This window comes from Microbispora sitophila, assembly GCF_014892245.1.
Classification (GTDB): Bacteria; Actinomycetota; Actinomycetes; order Streptosporangiales; family Streptosporangiaceae; genus Microbispora; species Microbispora siamensis.
On record NZ_JADBGC010000001.1, the window covers coordinates 392,381 to 414,740 of the forward strand.

A 22,360-nucleotide genomic window follows, 5' to 3' on the forward strand; every position below is an offset into this window, starting at 1 on the left:
ACACGGCCCGGGGGCGCTCAACCCCGGCTGCTCTCCCACTCCAGTTCGCCTTTGACGACCTTCGGCCGCCAGCCGCGGATCGGCCTGCCGGTCTCCAGCGACCTCGCGGTCGCCTTCAGCAGCGCCAGGTAGGACGGCCACACCACGTCGCCCTCCAGCGTGAGCCCCTCCTCGTTGAAGAACTCGCCCGTCTTGCCCGTACGGGTGTCGACGAAGAGGTTCCCGCCGTCGTTGGCGTAGGCGAAGGGGATCAGGTGGCCGTCCCACCAGTAGCCGAGCGAGTCGCCTCCGATGTCGCAGAGCATCTTCCACTCCGAGTGGATGTGCTTGGCGGACATGAACTCGTAGAACGGCGCGGGGCCGAACCCCCAGGAGCCGCCGCCGTCGTGCCGCAGCAGCGAGGCGCGCAGGTCGTCGGGGAAGCGCAGCCCCATCGCCGCCTCCGACCTGGCGATGTCCAGGGGGCGGGCCGGGGGCCGGAGCCGCTTGAACGTGACGGGCGCCCTGCGGGCCAGCCACCGCTCGACGCGCCGCCACGCCGCGTTCACCTGGGCCGTCACGCGCGGGCCCGGCATACGCACCTGGGACGTACGGCGGGGCGGCAGGCACCCGCCGGCCCGCAGCTCCTCGGCCGTCGGCTTCTCCGGGGTCGGCTCCACCGTGGGCGTGGGGCTGGGGGACGGCCGGGGGCCGCCGGCGCAGCCCGACCGCAAGGGGGCAGGTTGCTCGGCCCAGCGCAGCTCGCAGCCCGCCGTGACGACCGGGTACCAGTCGCGCAGCGCCGCACCCCGCTCCAGCGCGCCGGCCAGCGCCTCCAGCATCGCGGCATGCGACGGCCAGCCCATCGGGCCGTCGTACTCCAGCTTCTCCTGCCATGAGGCCTCGCCCACGCGGCCCGTACGCGGCTCGACGAACAACTCCCGGCCGCCGGCGTCGCTGCCGATGGCCAGGAGACTGCCGTGCCACACCCCGTGCTCGGGGTCGGCCGCGTCCAGGTCGCCCTCCATCACCAGCTCCTGGCACTTGTCCCAGTTGATGTAGTCGATTTCGGACAGGTCGAGCAGCCCGTAGGAGGGCGGGAGCCGGAACCCCGAGCCCAGGTTGCCGTCGGCGCCGTCATGCCGCAGGTAGGAGGCATACAGGTCGTCGGGCAGTCGGCGGTCGTGCGTGGTCTCCCACCGGGCGAGGTTCTGCGGGTAGGCGCCGAACTTGAGCTGCCGCAGCGTGGCCGAGGCGTGCGCGCCCAGCCACCGTTCGATCCGGTCCCACGCTTGGTTCACCCGCGCGGCGACCGCTGGATCGGGCGTGCGCGGGGTGTACGTGGGTTCCGCGTACGTCGGGTCCGTGCCCATGACGCCGGGCTGCGACAGCGGGTCGGACTTGGGCATGCTCCAGTCGCCCTTCCAATGGATCGGTGGGCAGCCGACTGCCTTCGCCTCCTCAGGGGTGAGCGCCTCGGCCTTGATCCTCGCTTCCAACTCGGGGTCGCCGCAGGACAGCGACACGGTGTCGCCGAAGAATACGGAGAGACAACTCACCGCGTCCTTCAGGAGGTCCGGCTCGCCCACGAGCCCGGCCATCAGGAGCGCGGCCACGAGCGCCGGCCGTACGACACGCGCCCACCGGAGTCCGATCACCGGCGCACCTTATCGATCTTGTGCGCCTCCGCGCCGGAAAAATCGGCTCAGAGGCGGAAATGCCAGTGCAGCAGGTGCACGGCAATTGCCTTGATCGGGCTGGCCGGCGTCTCCTAGATTGCCAGCATGATCGTAAAGCGTCTGGTGCTCGCCGCCGGTCTGGTCGGCGGCGCGATCCTCGCGTCCCCTCCCGCACTGGCGCAGAATGCCGCGGTGCCACCCTCCCCGGCCCAACTCCGGGCGGCCCTGCTCCTACCGGAGGATCTCGACGCGGACTTCTCCTACAACGAGATCCGGAACAGGGACTTGCTGAGCTCTGACGACGCCCACACGAAGGCGTGCGCCAAGGCGCTCAAGGGGGTTCGGCCGCTCGCCCGGAGCAAGGTCGCGACCTGGCTGGCCAGAGACGAGGCGCCCGAGGGGGTCAGCGAGTTCATCGTGAGCGGAACCTCCGCCCAGATCTCCGCCCTGGAGAGGGCGGCCGGGGCCATGGTCCGCGACTGCGGTCACGTCGACGCCAGCACCAAGGGTGTGAAGGAGACGATCACCAGGTTCCCGGTCGGCAAGCTCGGCGATCGCGCGTACGGCATCAGGTTCCGGTCGAGGATCGTTGCGATGGGAAAGGGCCCGACGATGGCGCTCGACCTCCTGATCATCAGGGTGCGAAACACGATGATCGCGCTGGAGCACAACGGCTTCTACGGCCAGTTCGATCCCGACCTCACCAGGCCGGCCGCCGTGACGGCCGTGACGAGGCTCCGGGAGGTGCTGAAGAGCACGGCCGGCTGAGGGAGCGCTCGAAACCCTTGCGGTGGGTCATCCGGCCGCCGGCGAAAAGCCGTTGGGCGTACGGGCCGGGGCGGGAGAGACTTCGGCGTATGGAGACCATCGCGGCGGGACGACTCACGCTGTGGCCGCTGACCGTGCAGGATGCGGACGAGATGGCGGAGGTGCTGGCGGGGGAGGAGCTGTACGCCTTCATCGGCGGAGCCGCGCCCACCCTGGCGGAACTACGCGCCCGGTACGCCGCGCTCGAAGCCCGCAGGTCCCCGGACGGGCGGCAGGAGTGGCTCAACTGGATCATCCGGCGTGACAGCGACGGGCGGGCGGTCGGCTACGTGCAGGCGACCGTGGTGGACGAGGGGCGGCGGGCCGAGGTGGCGTGGGTCGTGGGGACCTCCTGGCAGGGCCGGGGGTACGCCTCGGAGGCGGCGGCGGCCCTCGCCGAGTGGTTGCGTGCGCGGGGCATCGCCCGCATCGAGGCCCACATCCACCCCGATCACCAGGCGTCCATGGCGGTGGCCGGCCGGATCGGCCTGCTGCCCACCGATCACCTCGAGGACGGCGAGCGCCTGTGGGCCTGGGAACGACCGGCTTGAGAGCCGTGGTCCTGCCAGTGCGGCAAGCCAGGGACGCTCAGTCTGACGAAGGAAACTGTGCACGTGTGTGGGAATGCCTCAAGAGGTTGATCTTCGGATTTCCGACAGTTGGGTTTGCCGTGCTTGTCGATCTTCGTCATGGATTGGAGATCCGTGCACGCCACCTCCCTCACCCCACGGAAGGGGCGCAGAAGGCTGCGACTGGCAGTCCCTCACCGGACTGCTACTCACGCCCCTCACAGCCATCACGCCGGCCACGGAAGCCTCAGCAGAGCGCACGACCGGTGCCACCGCCCAGAACGGTGCTGCGGAGAGCCTCCAAAAGGGGCCCGGCGATATTCAGGACGCCCGCCTGGCGCGGGCCTTCCCGTGCTTCAGGTCGCGTCCCGTGATCTTCTTGTCCTGCAGCGGTCGCTCAGACGGCGCTCGCCGCCAGTAAGGCTCGTCATTAAAGAACGCGGACAAAAGATCGAGGTCGTCCAGTCAGACGAGGACTAGTGACAGGCAATCGCCCCAGCGAGTTCAGAGTGCTCACGGCGGTAGCGTTCGGCAACCCGGCGGGATGTTTCCCAATTCGGGCTGCTTTGATGGAGGCTCCGGCGGTCCTCGGGAGGCGGGCATGGAGACGGCGGAGTGGTACCGGTACTTCGCGGAGCGGGAGGTCAGGGGGCACAGCCCGGCCTACGAGGCGCTCGCCCTCGGGATCGCCGCCGACCCCGGGCTGCTCGAACTGATCGACGGCCTTCCGGAGCCGAAGAGGCAGCCGAACCTGCTGCTGGCCGCCGTGCGCTTCCTCGGCGGGCCGTACGACGAGTTCGGCCGATTCCGGGAGTGGACCGTACGCCACTGGGCCGAAGTGCGGGAGACGATGCTCGCCCGGCGGACGCAGACGAACGAGGCGGGCCGGTGCGCGAGCCTGCTGCCGGTGCTGGCGACGCTGCCGCAGCCGCTGGCCCTCGTGGAGGTGGGCGCCTCGGCGGGGCTGTGCCTCTACCCCGACCGGTATCGCTACCGGTATGACGACGGGCCCGAGATCGGACCGGCGGAAAGCCCCGTTCTGCTCACCTGCCGGACGAACGGGAAGGTGCCGGTGCCGGAGCGTCTCCCCGAGGTCGTGTGGCGGGCCGGGCTGGATCTCAACCCCATCGACGTACGCGACGACGAGGCGGTGCGCTGGCTGGAGTGCCTGGTGTGGCCGGGGCAGGCGGACCGGCTCACGCGGCTGCGCGGGGCGGTGCGGATGGCGAGGCAGGAGCCGCCGCGTCTGGTGCGCGGGGACGCCGCGGCGGCCCTGCCCGAACTCGTCGCCGCCGCGCCCGCCGGGGCGACGGTCGTCGTCTTCCACAGCGCGGTCATGCCCTACCTGGACGCCGAGGCACGGGACCGCTTCGTGGCGCTCGTACGCGGTCTTCGGGCAGGGGGCCTGCCCGTGCGGTGGATCTCCAACGAGGGCTCGCCCCGGCTGCCCTCCCTGCTCCCGAAGCTGACGGCCGACCTGCCGGAGAGGCGGCTGGCGTTCCTGCCCGCGCTCGACGGCGAGCCGCTCGCGATGGCCGGGCCGCACGGCGAGTGGCTGGACTGGCTGGCCTGAGGAGCCTCACCAGGTGAGCCACAGGACCTCCGGTCCCCTGTGGATGAGCGTGGGGGCCATGACCACCGGCCGCTCCGCCGCGAGCCGCAGCCCGGGCAGCCGCCGGGTCAGGATCTCCAGCGTGATCCGCACCTGTTCGCGCGCGAGCTGCGCCCCCGGACAGGAGTGCACGCCGTGCCCGAAGGCGAGATGGCGCCGGGCGCGCCGGGTGACGTCGAAGTCGCCGGGCCGGTCGTGCCTGGCCTCGTCCCTGTTGGCGGAGCCGTACGCGACCAGGACGGTGGCGCCTTCGGGCAGGTCGGTGCCGGCCAGCGTCACCGGCCGGGTGGTGACGCGGCGGAACGCCTGGACGGGGGCGTCGTGCCGGGCGGCCTCCTCGACCGCGTCGGGGATCCGTTCGGGCCGGGCGCACAGCAGCTCCCACTGCTCGCGATGCAGCAGCAGATGCAGCACCGCGGTGCAGATCAGTGCCGTCGTGGTCAGGTGACCGGCGATCAGCAGGTTCTGCAGGTTCGACACCAGCTCCGCCCGCTGCTCCCGCGTCAGCGGCCCGGTGCCCGGCGCGAGCGCCTGGACCATCTCGGTGCACAGGTCGTCGCGGGGGTCCTTCCGCCGGCTTCGCGCGTACTCGTCGAGCAGATGCTGCAAGGCGACGACCTCGCGGGCCGCGGCGATCCGCCCCTCCTCCCCGACCGGGAGGAAGAAGAGCTCCTCGGCGCGGTAGCCGGCCTCCACCGCCAGGGGCACGTGCTCGGGGTCGAGGCCCAGCAGGCGCCCGATCACCTCCCCGGGCAGCCTCCTGGCGTACGCGCCGACGAGATCGGTCCTGCTGTCCGGGACGAAGGCGTCCACGAGGGACTCGGCGCGTTCCCGGATGAACGGCACGACCGAGGCGATCCGGGCGGGTGACAGCCCCCGGACGAGCGGGGTCCGGTAGCGCTGGTGCGCCGCCCCGTCCGAGGTGACCACGACGGGCGCGCCGCCGACGCCCTTCGCGAGTTCGGCGAGCACGGACGGCTCGGGGACGAAGTCGCCGCGCAGCGCGTTCGCCGAGGAGAAGATCTCCGGACTTCGCAGCACCTCGCGCACGTCGGCGTCCCTGGCGACCAGCCAGGCGTTCATCTCGGGAAGGAAGGTCAGCCCGGGAGCCTCGCGGGCCTTCGCGTAGACGGGATAGGGGTCGCGAAGCAGCGCGTCGGACATGCGGGCCTCCCGTGATCGGAATGCGGTTCCTGCCGCCATACTGATCGGCTCCGGCCGGTACGTGAACGGTCCGCGGCGTACGACACCGGCAATCGGCTTCTCGTCGCCGATCTTCGAGCGCGGGCGTGGGATCCGCACCGCGGGGGGTAAGGACAGACCGGAAGGAGAAGGGCATGCCTGACCCTGCGGAAACGGAGCGGCTGCGCCAGGTCGTGGACGAGGTCTTCCACGACCGCCTCCGCGTGACGCGCCGCGACCTCTACTCCGCCGCCGCCGCGGACATCCACGTGCCGGCCGAGACCCTCGCCCTCCTGAACGAGATCGCCGAGGGCTCCTACAGCCGGCGGGAGATGCTGGAGGCCATCGAGGGAGCCGTACGGGACCGGGACGAGGCGGAACGGGAGGCGCGGCGACCGGACCGGATCACCGCGTTGGAGGACACGCCCGAGGCCGAGCATGCCATCGCCGACGACACCACGTTGAACGCGCTGATCCAGGAGTCCTCCGGCCCTCCGCCGGACGCGCCGCGGTTCCGGGAGCCGGGCGAGTGAGACGACCGGCGCACGAGAAGGAGGAGGGGTGACGCGATGCGATCTGGCCCGGTGACGATGCGGGTGCGGCGCTACCTGCCCGACGGCAATCCGTTACGGCGCGGAACCGACCGCGTCGAGTCCGCGGTCGTCCTGACCTTCCTGATCCTGGCCGTGCTGAGCCTGGTCGCGGCGTTCGCCGTGGGCGCCGCCGTCTATCGCGGCGGCGTGGCCGAGGAGCATTCCGGGCGGTGGGTGACGGCCACCGTCACGCGCGACGCGCCGGCCGCCACCTGGGTCGCGGTGGAGGGCACGGCCGCTCGGCTGCGCGCGGGTGTCGCCTGGACGGCCCCCGACGGCCGTACGGTCACCGGGCAGGCGCCGGTCCCCCCGGCGGCCAAGGCCGGCACACCCGTGCGGATCTGGCTGGACCGCGACGGCAGGCCGGGCGACGGCCCGCGGAGCCGGATCGACACGGTCGCCGACGGCGTGGCGTCCGGAACGGCCACGGCGGCGCTGTCATTGACGGCCCTGATGGCGTGCCTCGCCCTTGTCCGCCGCCGTCTCGACCACCACAGGTACGCCGCCTGGGACGCCGGATGGCTCGCGATGAACCGGCGGCGCAAGCCCGAGGACGCGTGAGCAGACACACAGGAGGCGCGTCGTGCTGACAGTCACCGACCACGCCGTTCAGGCGATCCGCGATCTGATGGTGGGGGAGTACCTCCCCGAGGAGGCGGGCCTGCGCATCGCGGCCAAGCCGGGCGAGCCCGCCTCGCTGGAGCTCTCGCTGGTGAGCGCGCCCTTCTCGGGCGACGAGGTGATCAAGAGAGCGGATGTGCGCGTCTTCCTCGACGCGCAGGTCGCCCAGGCCGTCGGCGGCAAGACGCTGGACGCCGAGACCGGTCCCGGCGGCCGCCCGACCTTCCGCCTGAGCTGAGACCTATTGGTCGCCCTCGTCCTCCTCGTCGTCGGGTGGCAGGCCGGTGCCCGCCACCGTGTCGGCGAGTTGATCGTCGTCGAGCCGTCCGGTCGGCGGCTGCCCGAGCGTCCCTCCTCCGGAGGCGCCGCCGCCCGAGATCCCCTTGCCGCCGACGATGCCCGCGGCGTCCTGGTCCGCCTGCTCCACCGACCCCTGCCGGGTGGCCCGGATGCCGGGCGTCCGGTTCTTGAACCGCGGGTCGTCCTGCGCGTTGGTCGCCAGCTCCTCGGCGAGCTGCTTCGGGTTCATCTTCTTCTCGTCCATACGGGCCGCCGTACCCGGCGGCCCGTATGCCATTCACAGATCAGAGCACCTCAGAGCTCGGCCGGGACCCGCTGCGCCGGAACGCTCGCCTCCTGGCGGCTGCGCAGTGCCTCCAGGCCGATCAGGTCGTCGGGCTCGGCGTCCGGGGTCTCCTGGTCGAACCTCGCCAGGGCCGGGTGACGCAGGGCCAGCGTGATCGTGAGCGCGATGGCCAGGCCGCACACGACGTACAGCAGGCCGATGCCGCGGCCCTCGCCGACCCCGATCACCTTGCCGACCGTGCCGGCCAGCGGGCCGTCGGGCCGCATCAGCGGCTCGAAGACCAGCCCCACCAGCCAGGCCTGTACGGCCAGGCCGACGGGCTGGGTCGACAGCGCGAGCATCCGGTTGATCGCGATGACCCGGGCGTGGTAGCGCTGGGGCACCTTCGAGTGGATGATCGTCAGCCAGATGCCGTCGCTGATCGTCATCATCAGCGACATGCCGAAGGCCCCGACCGTGATGAGGATGAGCGACGGGCGCAGACCGGCGATCGCGCAGAAGATCCCGAGCACGCCGGCGGCCGACAGCATGCCGAACATCCGGCGGTCGCGCGGGCCGCCCCACAGCGTGATGACCAGGCCGCCGCAGACCGCCCCGATCCCGGCGAGCAGCGCCACCCGCCCGGTGTCGGCCAGCTCGCCGACCGACAGCACCAGCGGCGCGATCATGATGAACCCGGTGAACAGGAAGAAGTTCACGATGAACATCGTGAAGGCCATGGCCCGCAGCCCCCGCCGCCGCAGCAGGTAGCGGAAGCCGTTGCGGATCTCGGCGGAGACCGTCTCCCTGCGCCGCCAGGCCATCGTGGCCGGGAAGCGCACGAGCAGGGTCACGGCGAACGCGATCGCGTAGCAGACCACGTTGGCGGTCAGGATGCCCTCGATGCCGATCAACGCGAGCACGGCGACGGAGAACAGCGGGACCATGAGCTGGGCCACGGCGTTGCCGAGCTGGACGACGCCGCCGACGTGGTGCAGGTAGTGCTTGGGCGCGAGCTGCGGACCTGCCGACTGCCAGGCCACCCGTTGCAGGGTCACCGATATCGACAGCACCACCAGCAGGCCGTAGAGCACGGGCATGCTCAGCACGTCGCCCACCATCAGCGCGAGCAGCGCGGCCTGCACGGCCAGCGACATGCCGTCGGCCGCCAGCATCGCCCGCTTGCGGTCGTACCGGTCGACAAGCGCGCCGATCAGCGGCGCGAGGACGAGCCCAGGCACCAGGCCGATGATGGCGAACAGGCCGAACTGCACCAGCGAGCCGCTCTTCAGGTACGCCCAGATCGGCACGGCGAACTCGGTCATCACGGCGCCGATCATGGAGACGATCTGACCGGTCGCCACCGTGAAGAACCGGCCGAGACTGGGCTGCGGCCCGGAGACGTCGGCCCGCCTGTCGGTGGACAGCGCCTGCCGCCACCACGTCGCCGGGTCGTCGGGCGGGCGCGGCCGCCACTCCCCGGGACGCCCGACGGCGGTGTGGGTGCTCGTGACGATCGCGGCCAGCTCCTCGGTGCGGTATCGGAGGAAGTAGTGGCCGGCCTCGGCCATCACGACCAGCGCCGTGGTCTCGGAGACGCAGTGCCAGTCGCGGTAGCGCTCCTGGTAGAAGTCGGTCAGCGCGTCGCGGTCGCCGACGATCGAGATCACCGGGGCGCGCAGCTGCGGGCTCTGCTGCTCCACGAGCTCGCTGAAGTAGTCCTCGCCGGCCCGCGCGTCCACCCGCATCGTGCGGATGATGTGGTCGACCTGCTCGGGGTCGAGATCCTGCAGGTCGGCGCCCATCGCGCGGAGCCAGTTGGCGTGCGCGTTGGCGTTGTCCAGCGCCTTACTCCGGAAGATGCGGCCGAGCAGGCCGTTCAGGCCCTTTGTGGGGGTGGCGAAGGGGAAGCTGCCGCCCATGTAGACAGCCTCGACGCGCCGCCCGGCCGCCTCCAGCCGCCGCGCGATCTCGGCGGTCAGCGCGCTGCCGACGCAGTGGCCGTACAGCGCGACCGGGCCGCGCACCCGCTCCAGCACTTCGTCGCACACGCGCTGGGCGGCCTCGTGGAAGCCGATCGTGCTCTCCTCGACGCCCAGCTCGTGGCCGGGCAGGGCGACCGCGAACAGCGAGTGGCCGTCCGGCAGCGCGTCGGCCAGCGGCTGGTAGACCATCGCGCTCGCCCCGCCGTACGGGATGCAGACCAGCGACAGCACGGGCGCCTTGACCGGCCGGGTGAGCTCGACCAGCAGGCCGCGCGGGCCGTCCTCGGACTCCTCGGGCGCCTGCCGGGCGGCGTCGATCAGCGCGGCCAGCTCCCGCACCGTGCGGTTGGCGATCGCGTCGAGCACGGTGACCTGGTAGCCGTCGGCGGGCAGCGTCTGGCGCAGCTTGGCGACCATGCGGATGAGCAGCAGCGAGTGGCCGCCGAGCGCGTTGAAGTCGCTGTCGATGGAGATCGCGTCGATGCCGAGGACCTCTCGCCAGACCCCGGCCACCACGATCTCGGTCTCGGTCTCCGGCTCGGCCAGGTCCTCGCCCACCCGGACGACCGGATCGGGCAGCGCTTTGCGGTCCACCTTGCCGTTGGCGTTGAGCGGGATGGTTTCCAGCGGCACGAACACCGACGGGACCATGTATTCCGGCAGCCGTTCCGCGCAGTGGTCCGCGAGCTCGGATGACTCCGGACCCGTGGGGACGTAGTAGGCGACAAGCCGCTTGTCCTCGGGCGTGAACGCGTGCACGGTGACGACCGCGTCGCGCACGCCGGGGTGGTCGAGGACGGCCGCCCGCACCTCGTCCAGCTCGATGCGGTAGCCGCGGATCTTCACCTGGTCGTCGAACCGGCCGAGGAAGGCCACGTTCCCGTCGCGGGTCCAGGCCACCCGGTCGCCGGTGCGGTACATCCGGCCATCCGGGTTGAAGGGATCCGGCAGGAACCGCTCCTCGGTCAGGTCCGGCCGGTTCATGTAACCGCGGGTCACGCCCACGCCGCCGACGTACAGCTCGCCCGGCACGCCGACCGGCTGCAGCCGCCGGTTGGCGTCGAGAACGTACATCCGCATGTTGGGCAGCGGGCGGCCGATCGGGACGACCTCCACGAGCTGGGCGTCCCGCACGGGATAGATGCAGGTGCCGACCGACGCCTCGGTGGGGCCGTACTCGTTGATCAGGCGGCCCGGGCCGAGCATCTCCAGCCATCGGTTGGCCATCGAGCCGGGCAGCGCCTCGCCCGCCACGACGATCCTCCCGGCGAGCGCGGCGGCCTGCCGGGCGTCGATCTGGTGGCCGAGCACCTCCAGGTGGCCGGGGGTGCACTTGATGAAGCCGTACGGCCCGCCCGCCACCAGCAGCGCGCCCAGCTCGCCCATGTCGAAGTCCTGGGGCAGCACGGTGACCCGCTGACCCACGACGAGCGGCGCCCACAGGTTGGGCACCACCAGGTCGAACGCCACCGAGCCGAACAGCGGCGCGCCGCCGTCGCCCTGGGACGCCAGGTCCTCGACGGCCCACCAGACGTGGTTCACCAGCCCGCGGTGGGTGACCTGCACGCCCTTCGGCTTGCCCGTGGACCCCGACGTGAAGATCACGTAGGCCAGCCGGTCGATGTCGTACGGCACGCCAGCCGGGTCGCGTGGCTGCGCGTCGATCAGGCCGCCGTCCACGTCCACGACGTCGACGCCCTCGAAGAGACGCGCGTAGCCCGCTGAGGTCAGGACCAGCGGGGTCGCGGCGATCGACAGCATGTCGCGGACGCGCTGCGCGGGGAACTTGGGATCCATCGGCAGGTAGGCCGCGCCCGCCTTCCACACGCCCAGCAGGCAGGCGATGAGGTCCGGGCTCCGGTCGAGCAGCACGCCCACCGTGTCCTCCGGGCCGATGCCCCGCTCGCGCAGCAGGTGGGCGACCTGGTTGGCGCGGGCGTGCAACTCGGCGTACGTGGTCGTGCGGCCCTCGAAGGAGACCGCCACCGCGCCGGAGTTCGCATGGCGCTCCAGCAGCTCGGGCAGGGCCACGTCCGGGTAGGGCCGGGCCGAGTCGTTCCAGGCGCCCAGCACCACGTCGCGTTCGGCGTCGGTGAGCAGCTCCAGGTCGGCCAGCGGGGTGTCCGGGGCGGCGGCGATCCGCTCGGCCAGCGCCCGGTAGTGCCCGGCCATCCGGACGACGGAGTCGGCGTCGAACCGGTCCTTCTGGTAGGTCAGGTAGAGCTCGGGGTCGTCCGTGCCGTTCAGGTGCACAAGCAGCGCGAGATCGTAGGTGAAGTCGTCGACCTCGTGCTCCCACACCGACGCCTCGAGCCCGGGCCAGCGCCCGCGCTGGTCACGGAAGACGCGCAGCGAGAAGCCGACGGTCGACAGCGAGAAGTTGCGGGCGTCCCGGTCGCTCAGCGCCCCGGCCAGCTCGGAGAACGGCAGGTGGTTGGCGAGCGCCTCGCCCAGCCTGCGCCGCACCCCGGCCGCCGCCTCCCGGAACGAGGGGTCGCCCGACAGGTCGGCGCGCAGCGGCAGGGCGTTGACGAAGCAGCCCAGCACGGGCTCGAGCTCCACCCGGCGCCGGCCGCCGTCCACCGTGGCGATCGTCAGGTCGCCCTGCCCGGTGTAGCGCGCGAGCAGCATCGAGAAGACCGTGAGCAGGGCCACGAACGGGGTGGTCCCGGGGCCGCCGGCCTCCCGCAGCGCCCGCAGGACCTCGTCCGGCAGCGTGAACAGGTGGCAGTCGCTCCGGTTGCCCTCGGCGGTGACCTGGCCGTCCCGCGCGATGGGAAGCTCCACCGCGCTCGCGCCGTCGAGCCGCTCGCGCCAGTACGTGAGCCGCCGCTCGCGCCGCTCGCCGGTCAGCTCACGCCGTGACCAGGCCGCGTAGTCGGCGTACTGGAGCGGGGGCGTGGCCACCTCGGCGGGACGGCCCTCGTGGGCGGCCGCGTACACACTGGTCAGCTCGTCCACGATGATGCCGACCGACCACCCGTCGCACGCGATGTGGTGGCAGACGAACATCAGCACGTGGTCCTCGTCGGCCAGCCGGACCAGCGTCGTGCGGTGGACCGGCCCGGTCTCCAGGTCGAAGCGTTCGACGGCGGCCCTGCACGTGATCTCCCGGGCCCGCTGCTCCCGCTCGGCCTCCGGCAGGTCCCGTAGGTCGACGACGTCGAGCGGAGCCGGCCCGGGGTCGAGGACGATCTGCCGGGGCTCGTGCCCGTCGCCCTCGTAGACCGTACGCAGGATCTCGTGGCGTTCGACCAGGCTGTCCAGGGCGACGGTCAGGGCCCGGGTGTCGAGCGGGCCGGTGAGCCGCAGGCCGATCGTGGCGTTCGGCGCCGGGGCCCCCTCGGCGAAGCGGGCGCCGAGCCACATCTGGGTCTGCTCGTAGGAGCAGGGGGCGGGTCCCCCGCCGCGCGGGGTGATCGCGTTCGCGGCGGCGGCCCTGGCGGCTCTGGCGGCGAGGAGCCGGCGCAGGGCCTCCTGCCTGCGTGGGGAAAGCGACGCTATTAGATGCTCGTTGTCAGTCGTCGGCGTTATCGTCACCGAGCGTTCTCCTCTCTGCGCAAACAATGCGCAGGACCAGCTGACCACGCAGAAAAGTGGTTGAACCAGAAAACGCTTGATCGTTGATTCCGCAGGACCTCGCCGCGTATCTCGCCGCGTTTCGAGCCGAGATGCGTGGGAGCGCTCCCACGAAAGTGATTATTTTACGATACGGGATGCACGCTGGGTAACGCAAGCCTCACTTTGACCTGCGATCGAGCGCGAAGAGTATTGGGAAACCAACCTTCCGTCATCAATTGCGGGCGGCGGAACATGAGTGGTCGTCGGCATTGCCGGCGGACACAGGCGCATGTCGGATAATTTGACTTGCGGCGTCGAGGTAAACCGGATGAAACATGTTTCTTGCGCGTGACCCGATTCGGGTTCTATGTTGGCCGCCGGAATCTCTTTCCGCAGCGGTGCCGCCTATTCGAGGGCCCGCCTGCCTCCTTAATTCGACTTTTCCCCGTGCTCGGCCGCGGCCGGATCCCGCGCAGAAGGAGGACGCATGGACGACTTCTGGAAGCCCCTGGAAATAACCCCGGACGGCTCCGCCGCCACGCCCCAGGGGCTGGTGGAACGGCTGCGCGCATTGAACGTGGGCGACCTGCTGGTCCGCGAGAAGGCGCTCGTCTTCCGGGGGTTCGGCGTCACGCCCGAGACCCTCGATCCTGTCATGGACATGCTGCTGCCCAACCGGCTGGCGTACGTCCACGGCAACTCGCCCCGCACCAAGGTGGGCGGCAACGTCTACACCTCGACCGAGTACCCGCCCGAGTACACGATCTCCATGCACAACGAGTTGTCGTACTCCGCCACCTGGCCCTCGCGGCTGCTGTTCTACTGCGAGAAGGCGGCCGAGAGCGGCGGTGCCACCCCCGTGGTGGACGGCGTGCGCTGGCTGGAGTCGCTCGACGACGAGGTCAGGGAGGCCTTCGCCAAGGGCGTGCGCTACACGCAGAACCTGCACGCCGGCCGGGGGCTCGGCAAGAGCTGGCAGGAGACGTTCGAGACCGAGGACCGCGACGAGGTGGCCGGGTTCCTCGACCGCATCGGCGCGGACTGGCAGTGGCGGCCCGACGGCGGCGTACGGATCTCCCAGGTCAGGCCCGCCACCACCCGGCACCCCGTGACCGGCGCCGAGGTGTGGTTCAACCAGGCCGACCAGTGGCACCCCGCCTCGCTGGGCGACGAGGCCGCCGCCATGCTCGCCGAACTCATGCCGCCGGAGGAGCTGCCGCAGTCGGTGACCTTCCCGGACGGCGCCCCGATCCCCGGCGAGTACGTGATCCAGGTGCGCGACCGGGGCCTGGACAACGCGGTGGACGTCGACTGGCGGGAGGGCGACCTGCTGCTGATCGACAACGTGCTGGTCGGGCACGGCCGCAGGCCCTTCACCGGCTCCCGCCGCATCCTCGTCGCCATGTCCGATTGACCGCGCTCTCGAAAGGGAAACCGCCGTGAACAAGATCGGGCTTGGGGTCGCCGCGACCTTCACCGCCGAGCCGCTCGGGGACGCCCTGCGGTTCTGGCTCGCCGAACTCGACGTCAAGGGGGACGTCGAGGGGGACGTCGCCTTCGCTCCGTACGACCAGGTCTTCCCCTCGCTCCTCGACTCGGGCAGCGTGCTCGGCCGGGCCGGCGCCGCCGTCGTGCTGGTCCGGGCCGAAGATCTGGTTGCCGGGGATTTGGCCGCCGAGCAGGACGGGCTCGACGAGGTGGAGGCCGTGGCCACCGACCTCGCCGCCGCGCTGCGGACCTCGGCGCGCGCGTCCGGCACGCCCCACGTGCTCGTCGTCTGTCCTCCCTCGCCCGAGCAGGGCTCGCCCGAGGCCCACGCGCGCCTCGCGTCCCGGCTGGCCCAGGCGTTCGAGGGCGACAGGGCCGTCTGCGTGCTCGCCTCCGCCGAGCCGTACGAGCCGGCGCCGGAGGCCGTCCACGACGCCTTCGCCGACCGGACCGGCAACGTGCCCTACACCGACCGCTACTTCGCCGCGCTGGCCGCCGCGGTCACCCGCCGCCTGCACGCCATGACCACCCCGCGTCCCAAGGCCGTCGCCGTGGACTGCGACGGCACGCTCTGGGACGGCGTGGTCGGCGAGGACGGCCCCGACGGCGTGGTCATCGGCCCCGAGCGGATGGAGATCTGGCGGGAGCTGGCCCGGCAGGTCGCCGCGGGCAGGCTGCTGTGCCTGTGCAGCAAGAACGAGGAGAAGGACGTTCGCGAGGTGTTCGACCGGCATCCGGAGCTGCCGGTCGGCCTGGACGACGTCGCCGCGATGCGCGTCGGGTGGGAGGCCAAGTCGCAGGCGCTGCGCGCGCTCGCCGCCGAGCTCGACCTCGGGCTCGACTCCTTCGTCTTCCTCGACGACAGCCCGGTCGAGTGCGCCGAGGTCCGGGCCGGCTGCCCCGAGGTGCTGACCCTCCGGCTCCCGGCCGGCGCCGCCGAGGCGGCGGCCTTCCTGCGGCACTGCTGGCCCCTCGACCTGGCCGCGGTCACCGAGGCCGACCGCGAGCGCACCCGGCGCTACCAGGAGGAACGGCGGCGCGAGCAGGCCAGGGGCGAGATGTCCCTCGCCGACTTCTTCGCCACGCTCGATCTGCGGGTGACCATCGCTCCGGCCGGTCCCGAGCACGAGGCCCGGGCCGCTCAGCTCGCCGAGCGGACCAACCAGTTCAACCTCTCCGGGGCACGTCGCCTGGACGGCGACGAGAAGTTCGTCGTGGACGTCCGGGACCGCTTCGGGGACTACGGCCTCGTCGGCCTCACCGACGTACGGACGGAGGAGGACACGCTGCGCGTCGGCGCGTTCCTGCTCAGCTGCCGGGCGCTCGGGCGCGGGGTGGAGCACCGCATGCTCGCACACCTGGGGGCGCTCGCGCGGGAGCGCGGACTGGCCCGGGTCGCCCTGGCCTTCCGGGCGACCGAGCGCAACCGACCGGCCAGGGACTTCCTCGCCGCCCTGCCGGCCACGGTGGAGCCGTACGGCGAGGAGGCGGCCTGGTACGTCCTCGACGCGGGCGACGCGGCGGCCGTCGTCCACGCGCCGGGCCCTGCTGAGGAGAGGGCAGCGGGGCCCGCCCGGACCACCGAACCGGCGGCCGCTCCCGCGGGCTGGGCGGCCGTCGAACGGATCGCGACCCGGCTGACCGGCGCCGACGCCATCCTCGACGCCATGCGGGCCGCCCGCCCCGTGACGGAGGTGGCCGGAGCGAGCCCCGTCGAGGCGACCGTCATGCGGATGTGGGCCGAGCTGCTCGACGTGGCGCCGGCCTCGGTGGGCGACGGCTTCTTCCAGCTGGGCGGCCACTCGCTGCGGCTGGTGCAGTTCATGGCGCGGGTGCGTGCGGAGTTCGGCGTCGAGCTGCCCTTCGACACGCTCTACACCACCTCGTTCACCGTCGCCGAGGTCGCCAAGGCGATCGAGGAGCGGCAGCTCGCCGACGCCGACGACGAGGAGCTGGCCGGACTGCTCGACGAGCTCGCGGGCCTGTCGGACGAGGAGATCGACGCCCTGCTCGACTCCGGGAACGGCTGATCCGCATGGCCACGATGCTGCTGAGCACCCACGGCACCAACGGCGACGTGCTCCCGTTCGTACGGATCGGGCGCGAGCTGGCGGAGCGCGGCCACGACGTCATCGTGATGACGCACTCCTGGTTCGCCGACCGGATCGCGGCCGCGGGTCTCCGGCACCTGCCGATCGACACGGCGGAGGGCTACGACCGGCACCTGGACGACGCCCGGCGCTACATGCTCGATCCCCTGAAGGACCCCGACGGCGTGCTCGCGCTCTACCGGCGCAACGGCCTGTTCGAGCTGCTCGCCGACGAGGTCCGCATGATCGAGGCGCACTACCGGCCGGGGGAGACGGTGGTGGTCGCCCGGCACACCTCGGGCATCGCCGCGCTGATGGCCGCCGAACTGCGCGGGGTCCCGGTGGCGCTGGTGTCCGTCACGCCCCACCAGTACGTCTCGCTGCCGGTGCTCGGGAACCTCTTCCGGCGCGTGCTCGGGCAGGGGTACGACGAGGTCTTCCAGGCGTTCGGCCTGCGCCCGGTCCGCGACTGGGCCGCCTATCTGACGAGCGTCAAGACCCAGCTCGCGCTGTGGCCGGAATGGTTCGACGCGGCGGGCCAGCCGGCGCCGGAACACGTCGTCCGCTGCGGGTTCGTGCTCGGCGACACGGCGGAGGGGCCGGTCCCCGACTGGGCCGAGCCGCCTGTGCTGATCACCGGTGGCACCGGGCAGGTGCTGCACGATCGGTTCTACGACGTGGCGGCGCGGGCGTGCCGGCGGATCGGGAGAAAGGCCCTGCTGGTGAACCGGCACCCGTCGTTCCTTCCCGAGTCGCTGCCCGACGGGGTGGAGTGGGTGCCCTCGGCGCCGTTCGCCACGGTGATGCCCCATGTCGCCGCGGTCGTCCATCACGGCGGGATCGGCACGCTCGCCCGGGCGCTGTCGTCGGCGACCCCGCAGGTGCTGCTCGCGCACGGCGTCGACCGCCCGGACAACGCCGAGCGGCTGGAGCGCGCCGGGGTGGCGAGCTGGCTGCCGGTGTCCCACTGGACCGAGGACCGGGCGGCCGGTCTGCTGGCCCGGGCCCTGGACTCCGCGGCCGACGGCGGATACCGGGAGCGGATCGCGCCGCTCGCGGCCGACGCCGCGTCGGAGAACGCCGTGCGCGTCGCGGCCGAGCACGCCGAGGCGCTGATCGGCACCGACGCGGTCATGATTCGGCCGGATCCGCGCGAGCGGCTGGCGCGTCTCACTCCGGAGCAGCGCACGCGCCTGGCCGCCATGGCGCGCGCCCGCCGGGGCGTGTGAAGGAAGGTCTCCCGGGTACGCCGAGGTGCCGTACCGACGGAGGGGGACCCATGGGCGGCACGGTGGCGCCGATCTCGCGCTTCGACTACGACAAGGTGGCGATCGTCACCGGGGCCGACTCGGGGATCGGGCGGGCGACCGCGGTGACGCTCGCCGCGCACGGCTTCGACGTCGGCGTCACCTATCACCGGGACGAGAAGGGCGCGCGGGAGACCGCAGAGCAGGTCGGAGCGCAGGGACGCCGGGCCGCCGTGCGGCAGCACGACCTGACCGACCCGGTGGCCGCCGCGGCCGTGATCGACGAGCTCGCCGACGAGCTGGGCGGCCTCGGCGTGCTGGTGAACAACGCCGGCACCGGAACGGCCGAGCCGCTGCTGGAGATCGACTACGACCGGTGGCGGTCGGTCCTCGCGGTCGACCTCGACGGGCCGTTCCTGTGCTCGCAGCGGGCCGCCCGCCGGATGATCGAACGCGGCGCCGGCGGCCGGATCGTCAACGTGACCAGCGTCCACGAGGAGTACCCACGCCTTGGGGCCGGGCCCTACTGCGCGGCCAAGGGCGGCCTGCGGATGCTCAGCCGCACGCTCGCGATGGAGCTGGCCAGGCACGGCATCACGGTCAACACCGTGGCTCCCGGGGAGATCGCGACTCCCATGACCGGGCAGGAGGACCAGCCGCCCCGGCCGGGCACCCGGCCCGGCTACCCGCTCGGCCGTCCCGGCGACGCCCGCGAGGTCGCCGCGGTGATCGCCTTCCTGGCCGGGCCGACCGCGTCGTACGTCACCGGCGCGTCGCTGTTCGTGGACGGCGGGCTCGGCATGATGGGCCCGCAGGCCGCCGGCGACATCGGCAAGGACATCTGGACCTCCGGCTGACGATCCACCGCGCGGATCCCGCTCAACGGCGGCGGCGGGGCCGTTCGAGGCCCCTGACGACGTTGCCGAAGGCGGTGATGAGTCCTCCCGCGAATGCTATGCCGAATCCCGTGACCAGGGCTTCCACCGTCTTCTCCGGTGGGTGATGAGGCGCCGTGCCCGCCATTCCGGGACCCCATATCGACAGGAAGTTGACGGCGAAGATCGCCATGCCGGCGATCGACACGATCGTGCCGGCGGCGACGATGAAACCGCCAAGGCTTCGCAGTGAGCCGCGCGGGATGTCGTCAGCGTCCTTCTCCAGGAGCAGCGAGCCGATCACGTCGCGGATGGCCTCGGCGTCGGAGCCGCGGTAGATCCTGTCGCCGATGTGGATGTTCTTCCCCTGGTCCAGTCGGATGGCGTACTTGCCCACCTGGACGATGTTGTCGCGCCGCTGCCTGATCAGCCCACGGAGGAGACGCAGGTCGTCGGACGAGTACTCGTCCCGGGCGAGGCGCTCCAAGCTGGCCTCGATCTCCTGCTCGTCGAGCATCGCTCACCACCGGGCCGGCCGCGGCAGTAATGCGGATGATCTCATGAATTCTTCTCCTCGTCTCTCCGTCGCCTCGGCCCGACGTCACGGGCGATCGGTTTATCGCCAATATGTATATTTTTGCCCTTTTGGATGGAGACGTTGTATTTCGTGGAGTGGCCTCGGCTGGGATCTTCCGTGGAGGTTTCCGCCGTCTTCCGCCCCCAGGCCCTCTCGCCCCTGCCTCCTCTGGGCCAGCCCACCACCAGTGCGGCGACGGACACCGTGAGGCCGAGAACCGCGGCGATCCAGCTGAGTTGTTCGAGGCCGGTCGAGCCTTGCAGGGAAATGGTCAGCCCCAATATGCCGATTGTGGCTATCAAGGCGCCGCCCATCACGCACCAGCGCAGTGGTGTCATTCCCACATGATGACACGACGATGGGAAAAGTGTTATATGAAAGGAGACTCACCCTTTTGTCCCGCTGTTTGTTCCGCATTGTCGGTAGAACGTCGGCTGGCAGGGGACCGCCGGGGGGTGTTGCCCGGCGGCCGGGGATTGGGTGACGATGGCGCCTGAAGACGCGGAGAGTGAGGGCGCCGTGACCAATCCATGGCTCGCGCTTGAGTCCGGGGCCGACGCGGCGGAGCGTACGGGTGAGCTGCGCCGCGCCCATGAGCGCTTCCTGTCGGCCGGAGCGATCGACGGACCCGTGCGCTCCGTGGTCGCCGACTCGTGGCGGCGCTCGGCGCGGGCCGTGGACCCGGACGCGCTCGCGCCGCTGGAGCTCACCGACGCCGAACTCGAGGAGTATCGCAACGCGCACCCGCTGGCCCAGGTGCTGCCGCTGTTCCGCGACCTGCTGGGCGGCATCGCCGACGACGGGCGGCACCTGCTCGCGGTGTGCGACGCGGCCGGCCGGCTGCTGTGGGTCGAGGGGCATCGCGGGGCGCGGGCGCGGGCCGAGCGGATGAACTTCGTCGCCGGAGCCCGGTGGGACGAGTCCCACGCGGGCACCAACGCCCCCGGCGTCGCGCTCACGGTCGACCACCCGGTGCAGATCTTCGCGGCCGAGCACTTCGCCGTACCGGTGCAGCCGTGGACGTGCGCCGCCGCGCCGATCCACGACCCGCACACCGGCCGCCTGCTCGGCGCGGTTGACGTCACCGGCGGCGACAACCTGGCCAGCCCGTACAGCCTGGCCCTCGTGCAGGCGGCGGCCCGCGCCGCCGAGGCCCATCTGGCCACTCTCCCCGCTCCGGCCCTGCCCTCCGCTGTGACGCTCACGGCCCTGGGCCGGGACGACGCCGTGCTCGCCGAGGGCCCGCGCCGCATCAGGCTCGGCCCCCGGCACAGCGAGATCGTCGTGCTGCTGGCCTGCCACCCCGAGGGCCTGGGCAGCGACCGGCTCAGCGCGGAGCTGTACGGCGACCGCATGCTGAACCCCGTCACGCTGCGCGCGGAGCTGTCCCGGCTGCGTCACCGGCTCGGCTCGCTGCTCGACTCCCGTCCGTACCGGTTGCGGGTGCCGGTGCGGGCCGACTTCCAGGAGCTCGCCGAGCACCTGGCCGCCGCGGACGCCGACGCCGCGCTGCGGGCCTATCGGGGGCCGCTCCTGCCTGGTTCCGACGCGCCCGGCGTCGTCTGGCAGCGCCGCCTGCTGGACGACGGCGTACGCGACCTGCTGGTGGCCCGGCGCGACCCCGCGCTGCTCGAACGGTGGACGCGCGCGCCGTGGGGGAGGGACGACATCGTCGCCTGGCAGGCGTTGCTGGCCGTGCTGCCCGCCGGATCCCCGGCGCGGGCGCGGGCCGCCCGGCGGGTGCGGGACCTCGACGCGGAGTACGGCCTGCCGTTCAGGTGAGGCCCCGAAGCCAGCGGAGGGCGACCGCCGCCGCCAGGCGGGGCGGCACGGTGCCCGCCCCGAGCCCCACGTCGACGAGCAGGTCGAACACCTCGGTGCGGTGCGCGGCGACGGCGATCGCCGCGTCGATGAAGCCGGGGGAGCGGGCGGCCAGGGCGAGCGCGTCGGTGGTGCGCAGGTGCCGCCCGAGCGCCCGGCGCAGCCCGCGCCGGTAGGTTCGCAGCGGGTCGCTCGGCGAACCGATCGCCGCCTCGGCGGCCAGCCGCCCCGACAGCAGCGCGTAGTAGATGCCCTCGCCGGTCAGCGGGTTGACGAGGCTCGCCGCGTCGCCCGCCAGCAGCACCCGGCCCGCCCCCGGCACCGGCCGCCCGCTCGACAGCGGCAGGTGATGGGCGCGCAGATCGCGGACGGGCGACCTGATCTCGCCCAGCAGGGGCATGAGCCGGGCCAGCCGCCCGTGCAGGATCTCGCGCCCGGGCCGGCCGGTCTGTCTCAGGGCCGGCAGCAGCAGGCCGTAGCCGACGTTGGCCGTGCCGTCGCCCACCGGGAACGACCAGGCATAGGCCGGCCAGGCCTCACTCTGCATGACGATGACCTGCTCGTCGTCGTCCGGCGGCACGTCGGCGTACCCGCGCACCGCGATGGCGGTGTGCCGGTCCGGGCTCGGCGGGACGCCGATCAGCCGCCGTACGGCCGAGTTGGCGCCGTCGGCGGCGACGACCGTGCGGGCGACCAGATGGCCGTCGATCACGACATGCTCGCCGAGGGCGGTCAGCGTACGCACCCGGTGGCGGCGAAGCTCCACGCCCCGCGCCCGCGCCGCCTCGACAAGCCGGGCGTCGAAGACCCGGCGGGGCACCACGTGGTTGGGCCGCGCGACGACGGCCGAGACGTGGGCTCCGCCGGGCGACGTCACCGACAGCCGCGGCGTCGGCCGGTGGTCGTCGAGCAGGCCGGGCAGCCCGAGCAGTGCGAGCTCCTGCCGTGCGTGGGCCGCGATGCCGTCGCCGCAGGCCTTGTCGCGCGGGAAGTCCGATCGGTCGAGCAGCAGCACCCGGCGGCCGGGGTCGAGCTGCCTGGCCCGCAGCGCGGCGGCCGAGCCCGCCGGCCCGGCGCCGACGACCACCAGGTCCCAGACGTCGTCCACA

Annotated in this window: 18 protein-coding genes; 11 read left to right on the plus strand and 7 right to left on the minus strand. The window is 72.3% G+C overall.

Features of this window, described 5'->3' with window-relative positions; genetic code table 11:
- Positions 1-17: 17 nt before the first annotated feature.
- Positions 18-1,637, minus strand: a complete 1,620-nt coding sequence (locus tag IL992_RS48170; RefSeq protein ID WP_193201531.1) for an SMI1/KNR4 family protein — start codon at positions 1,635-1,637, stop codon at positions 18-20.
- A 126-nt stretch (positions 1,638-1,763) separates the two neighbouring features.
- Here IL992_RS48170 and IL992_RS01825 point away from each other — a divergent pair, with 126 nt between their 5' ends.
- From IL992_RS01825 to IL992_RS01835, 3 genes are all read left to right on the plus strand, one after another.
- Positions 1,764-2,426 carry a hypothetical protein gene (locus IL992_RS01825; protein ID WP_193201532.1) on the plus strand — a complete coding sequence of 221 codons (663 nt, stop codon included), beginning with the start codon at positions 1,764-1,766 and terminating at the stop codon, positions 2,424-2,426.
- An 89-nt stretch (positions 2,427-2,515) separates the two neighbouring features.
- The gene (locus IL992_RS01830) at positions 2,516-3,016 is read left to right on the plus strand and encodes a GNAT family N-acetyltransferase (protein ID WP_193201533.1); all 501 of its coding nucleotides are present in this window, start codon (positions 2,516-2,518) and stop codon (positions 3,014-3,016) included.
- A gap of 619 nt (positions 3,017-3,635) precedes the next feature.
- Positions 3,636-4,607 carry a DUF2332 domain-containing protein gene (locus tag IL992_RS01835; protein WP_193201534.1) on the plus strand — a complete coding sequence of 324 codons (972 nt, stop codon included), beginning with the start codon at positions 3,636-3,638 and terminating at the stop codon, positions 4,605-4,607.
- Positions 4,608-4,613: 6 nt separating this feature from the next.
- On the opposite strand, the gene IL992_RS01840 is transcribed toward IL992_RS01835, so the two are convergent.
- Positions 4,614-5,810, minus strand: a complete 1,197-nt coding sequence (locus IL992_RS01840; RefSeq protein ID WP_226872058.1) for a cytochrome P450 — start codon at positions 5,808-5,810, stop codon at positions 4,614-4,616.
- A gap of 173 nt (positions 5,811-5,983) precedes the next feature.
- Here IL992_RS01840 and IL992_RS01845 point away from each other — a divergent pair, with 173 nt between their 5' ends.
- Genes IL992_RS01845 through IL992_RS01855 form a run of 3 tightly spaced genes read left to right on the plus strand, consistent with a single transcriptional unit; the run spans position 5,984 to position 7,280 of the window.
- A complete protein-coding gene (locus IL992_RS01845) occupies positions 5,984-6,361 on the plus strand; it encodes a hypothetical protein (RefSeq protein WP_193201536.1) in 378 nt (125 codons plus the stop codon).
- A 36-nt stretch (positions 6,362-6,397) separates the two neighbouring features.
- Positions 6,398-6,982 carry an Rv1733c family protein gene (locus IL992_RS01850; protein ID WP_193201537.1) on the plus strand — a complete coding sequence of 195 codons (585 nt, stop codon included), beginning with the start codon at positions 6,398-6,400 and terminating at the stop codon, positions 6,980-6,982.
- 22 nt (positions 6,983-7,004) lie between these two features.
- Positions 7,005-7,280: an iron-sulfur cluster assembly accessory protein gene (locus IL992_RS01855; RefSeq protein WP_139576997.1), complete on the plus strand. Its 276-nt coding sequence runs from the start codon at positions 7,005-7,007 to the stop codon at positions 7,278-7,280.
- Positions 7,281-7,283: 3 nt separating this feature from the next.
- Here the strand turns inward: IL992_RS01855 and IL992_RS01860 are convergent, their stop codons facing one another.
- Together IL992_RS01860 and IL992_RS01865 are read right to left on the minus strand one after the other, a co-directional pair.
- The gene (locus tag IL992_RS01860) at positions 7,284-7,619 is read right to left on the minus strand and encodes a hypothetical protein (RefSeq protein ID WP_193201538.1); all 336 of its coding nucleotides are present in this window, start codon (positions 7,617-7,619) and stop codon (positions 7,284-7,286) included.
- A gap of 17 nt (positions 7,620-7,636) precedes the next feature.
- Positions 7,637-13,132: a non-ribosomal peptide synthetase/MFS transporter gene (locus IL992_RS01865; RefSeq protein WP_193201539.1), complete on the minus strand. Its 5,496-nt coding sequence runs from the start codon at positions 13,130-13,132 to the stop codon at positions 7,637-7,639.
- Between the two features lie 508 nt (positions 13,133-13,640).
- Between IL992_RS01865 and IL992_RS01870 the strand changes: the two genes are divergently transcribed.
- From IL992_RS01870 to IL992_RS01885, 4 genes are read left to right on the plus strand one after another with little or no spacing between them, the layout of a single operon-like run.
- On the plus strand, positions 13,641-14,567 hold the full coding sequence (locus IL992_RS01870; RefSeq protein ID WP_193201540.1) for a TauD/TfdA family dioxygenase: 927 nt from the start codon (positions 13,641-13,643) through the stop codon (positions 14,565-14,567).
- Between the two features lie 25 nt (positions 14,568-14,592).
- Positions 14,593-16,671 carry an HAD-IIIC family phosphatase gene (locus IL992_RS01875; protein WP_193201541.1) on the plus strand — a complete coding sequence of 693 codons (2,079 nt, stop codon included), beginning with the start codon at positions 14,593-14,595 and terminating at the stop codon, positions 16,669-16,671.
- 5 nt (positions 16,672-16,676) lie between these two features.
- Complete coding sequence (locus tag IL992_RS01880; RefSeq protein ID WP_193201542.1) at positions 16,677-17,960, plus strand: glycosyltransferase; 1,284 nt, start codon at positions 16,677-16,679, stop codon at positions 17,958-17,960.
- Positions 17,961-18,010: 50 nt separating this feature from the next.
- Positions 18,011-18,835 (plus strand): SDR family oxidoreductase, encoded by an 825-nt coding sequence (locus tag IL992_RS01885; RefSeq protein ID WP_193201543.1) that lies wholly within the window; start codon positions 18,011-18,013, stop codon positions 18,833-18,835.
- Positions 18,836-18,857: 22 nt separating this feature from the next.
- Here the strand turns inward: IL992_RS01885 and IL992_RS01890 are convergent, their stop codons facing one another.
- Both IL992_RS01890 and IL992_RS01895 read right to left on the minus strand, forming a co-directional pair.
- Entirely contained in the window at positions 18,858-19,370 is a 513-nt protein-coding gene (locus IL992_RS01890) for a hypothetical protein (RefSeq protein WP_193201544.1), read from the minus strand.
- A 41-nt stretch (positions 19,371-19,411) separates the two neighbouring features.
- Positions 19,412-19,768, minus strand: coding sequence for a hypothetical protein (locus tag IL992_RS01895; RefSeq protein ID WP_193201545.1), 357 nt, complete (start codon positions 19,766-19,768; stop codon positions 19,412-19,414).
- A 181-nt stretch (positions 19,769-19,949) separates the two neighbouring features.
- Between IL992_RS01895 and IL992_RS01900 the strand changes: the two genes are divergently transcribed.
- A complete protein-coding gene (locus IL992_RS01900) occupies positions 19,950-21,212 on the plus strand; it encodes a helix-turn-helix domain-containing protein (RefSeq protein ID WP_193201546.1) in 1,263 nt (420 codons plus the stop codon).
- On the opposite strand, the gene IL992_RS01905 is transcribed toward IL992_RS01900, so the two are convergent.
- Positions 21,205-22,359, minus strand: coding sequence for an NAD(P)/FAD-dependent oxidoreductase (locus IL992_RS01905; RefSeq protein ID WP_319018263.1), 1,155 nt, complete (start codon positions 22,357-22,359; stop codon positions 21,205-21,207). The two genes, IL992_RS01900 and IL992_RS01905, sit on opposite strands and share 8 nt — an antisense overlap.
- Between the last annotated feature and the right edge of the window lies 1 nt (position 22,360).

Bases quoted from the DNA above. Each gene is read 5' to 3' on its own strand.
- IL992_RS01825 (WP_193201532.1), top strand. From the start codon at position 1,764: ATGATCGTAAAGCGTCTGGTGCTCGCCGCCGGTCTGGTCGGCGGCGCG.
- IL992_RS01830 (WP_193201533.1), top strand. From the start codon at position 2,516: ATGGAGACCATCGCGGCGGGACGACTCACGCTGTGGCCGCTGACCGTG.
- IL992_RS01835 (WP_193201534.1), top strand. From the start codon at position 3,636: ATGGAGACGGCGGAGTGGTACCGGTACTTCGCGGAGCGGGAGGTCAGG.
- IL992_RS01840 (WP_226872058.1), bottom strand. From the start codon at position 5,810: ATGTCCGACGCGCTGCTTCGCGACCCCTATCCCGTCTACGCGAAGGCC.
- IL992_RS01845 (WP_193201536.1), top strand. From the start codon at position 5,984: ATGCCTGACCCTGCGGAAACGGAGCGGCTGCGCCAGGTCGTGGACGAG.
- IL992_RS01850 (WP_193201537.1), top strand. From the start codon at position 6,398: ATGCGATCTGGCCCGGTGACGATGCGGGTGCGGCGCTACCTGCCCGAC.
- IL992_RS01860 (WP_193201538.1), bottom strand. From the start codon at position 7,619: ATGGCATACGGGCCGCCGGGTACGGCGGCCCGTATGGACGAGAAGAAG.
- IL992_RS01870 (WP_193201540.1), top strand. From the start codon at position 13,641: ATGGACGACTTCTGGAAGCCCCTGGAAATAACCCCGGACGGCTCCGCC.
- IL992_RS01880 (WP_193201542.1), top strand. From the start codon at position 16,677: ATGGCCACGATGCTGCTGAGCACCCACGGCACCAACGGCGACGTGCTC.
- IL992_RS01885 (WP_193201543.1), top strand. From the start codon at position 18,011: ATGGGCGGCACGGTGGCGCCGATCTCGCGCTTCGACTACGACAAGGTG.
- IL992_RS01890 (WP_193201544.1), bottom strand. From the start codon at position 19,370: ATGCTCGACGAGCAGGAGATCGAGGCCAGCTTGGAGCGCCTCGCCCGG.
- IL992_RS01895 (WP_193201545.1), bottom strand. From the start codon at position 19,768: ATGACACCACTGCGCTGGTGCGTGATGGGCGGCGCCTTGATAGCCACA.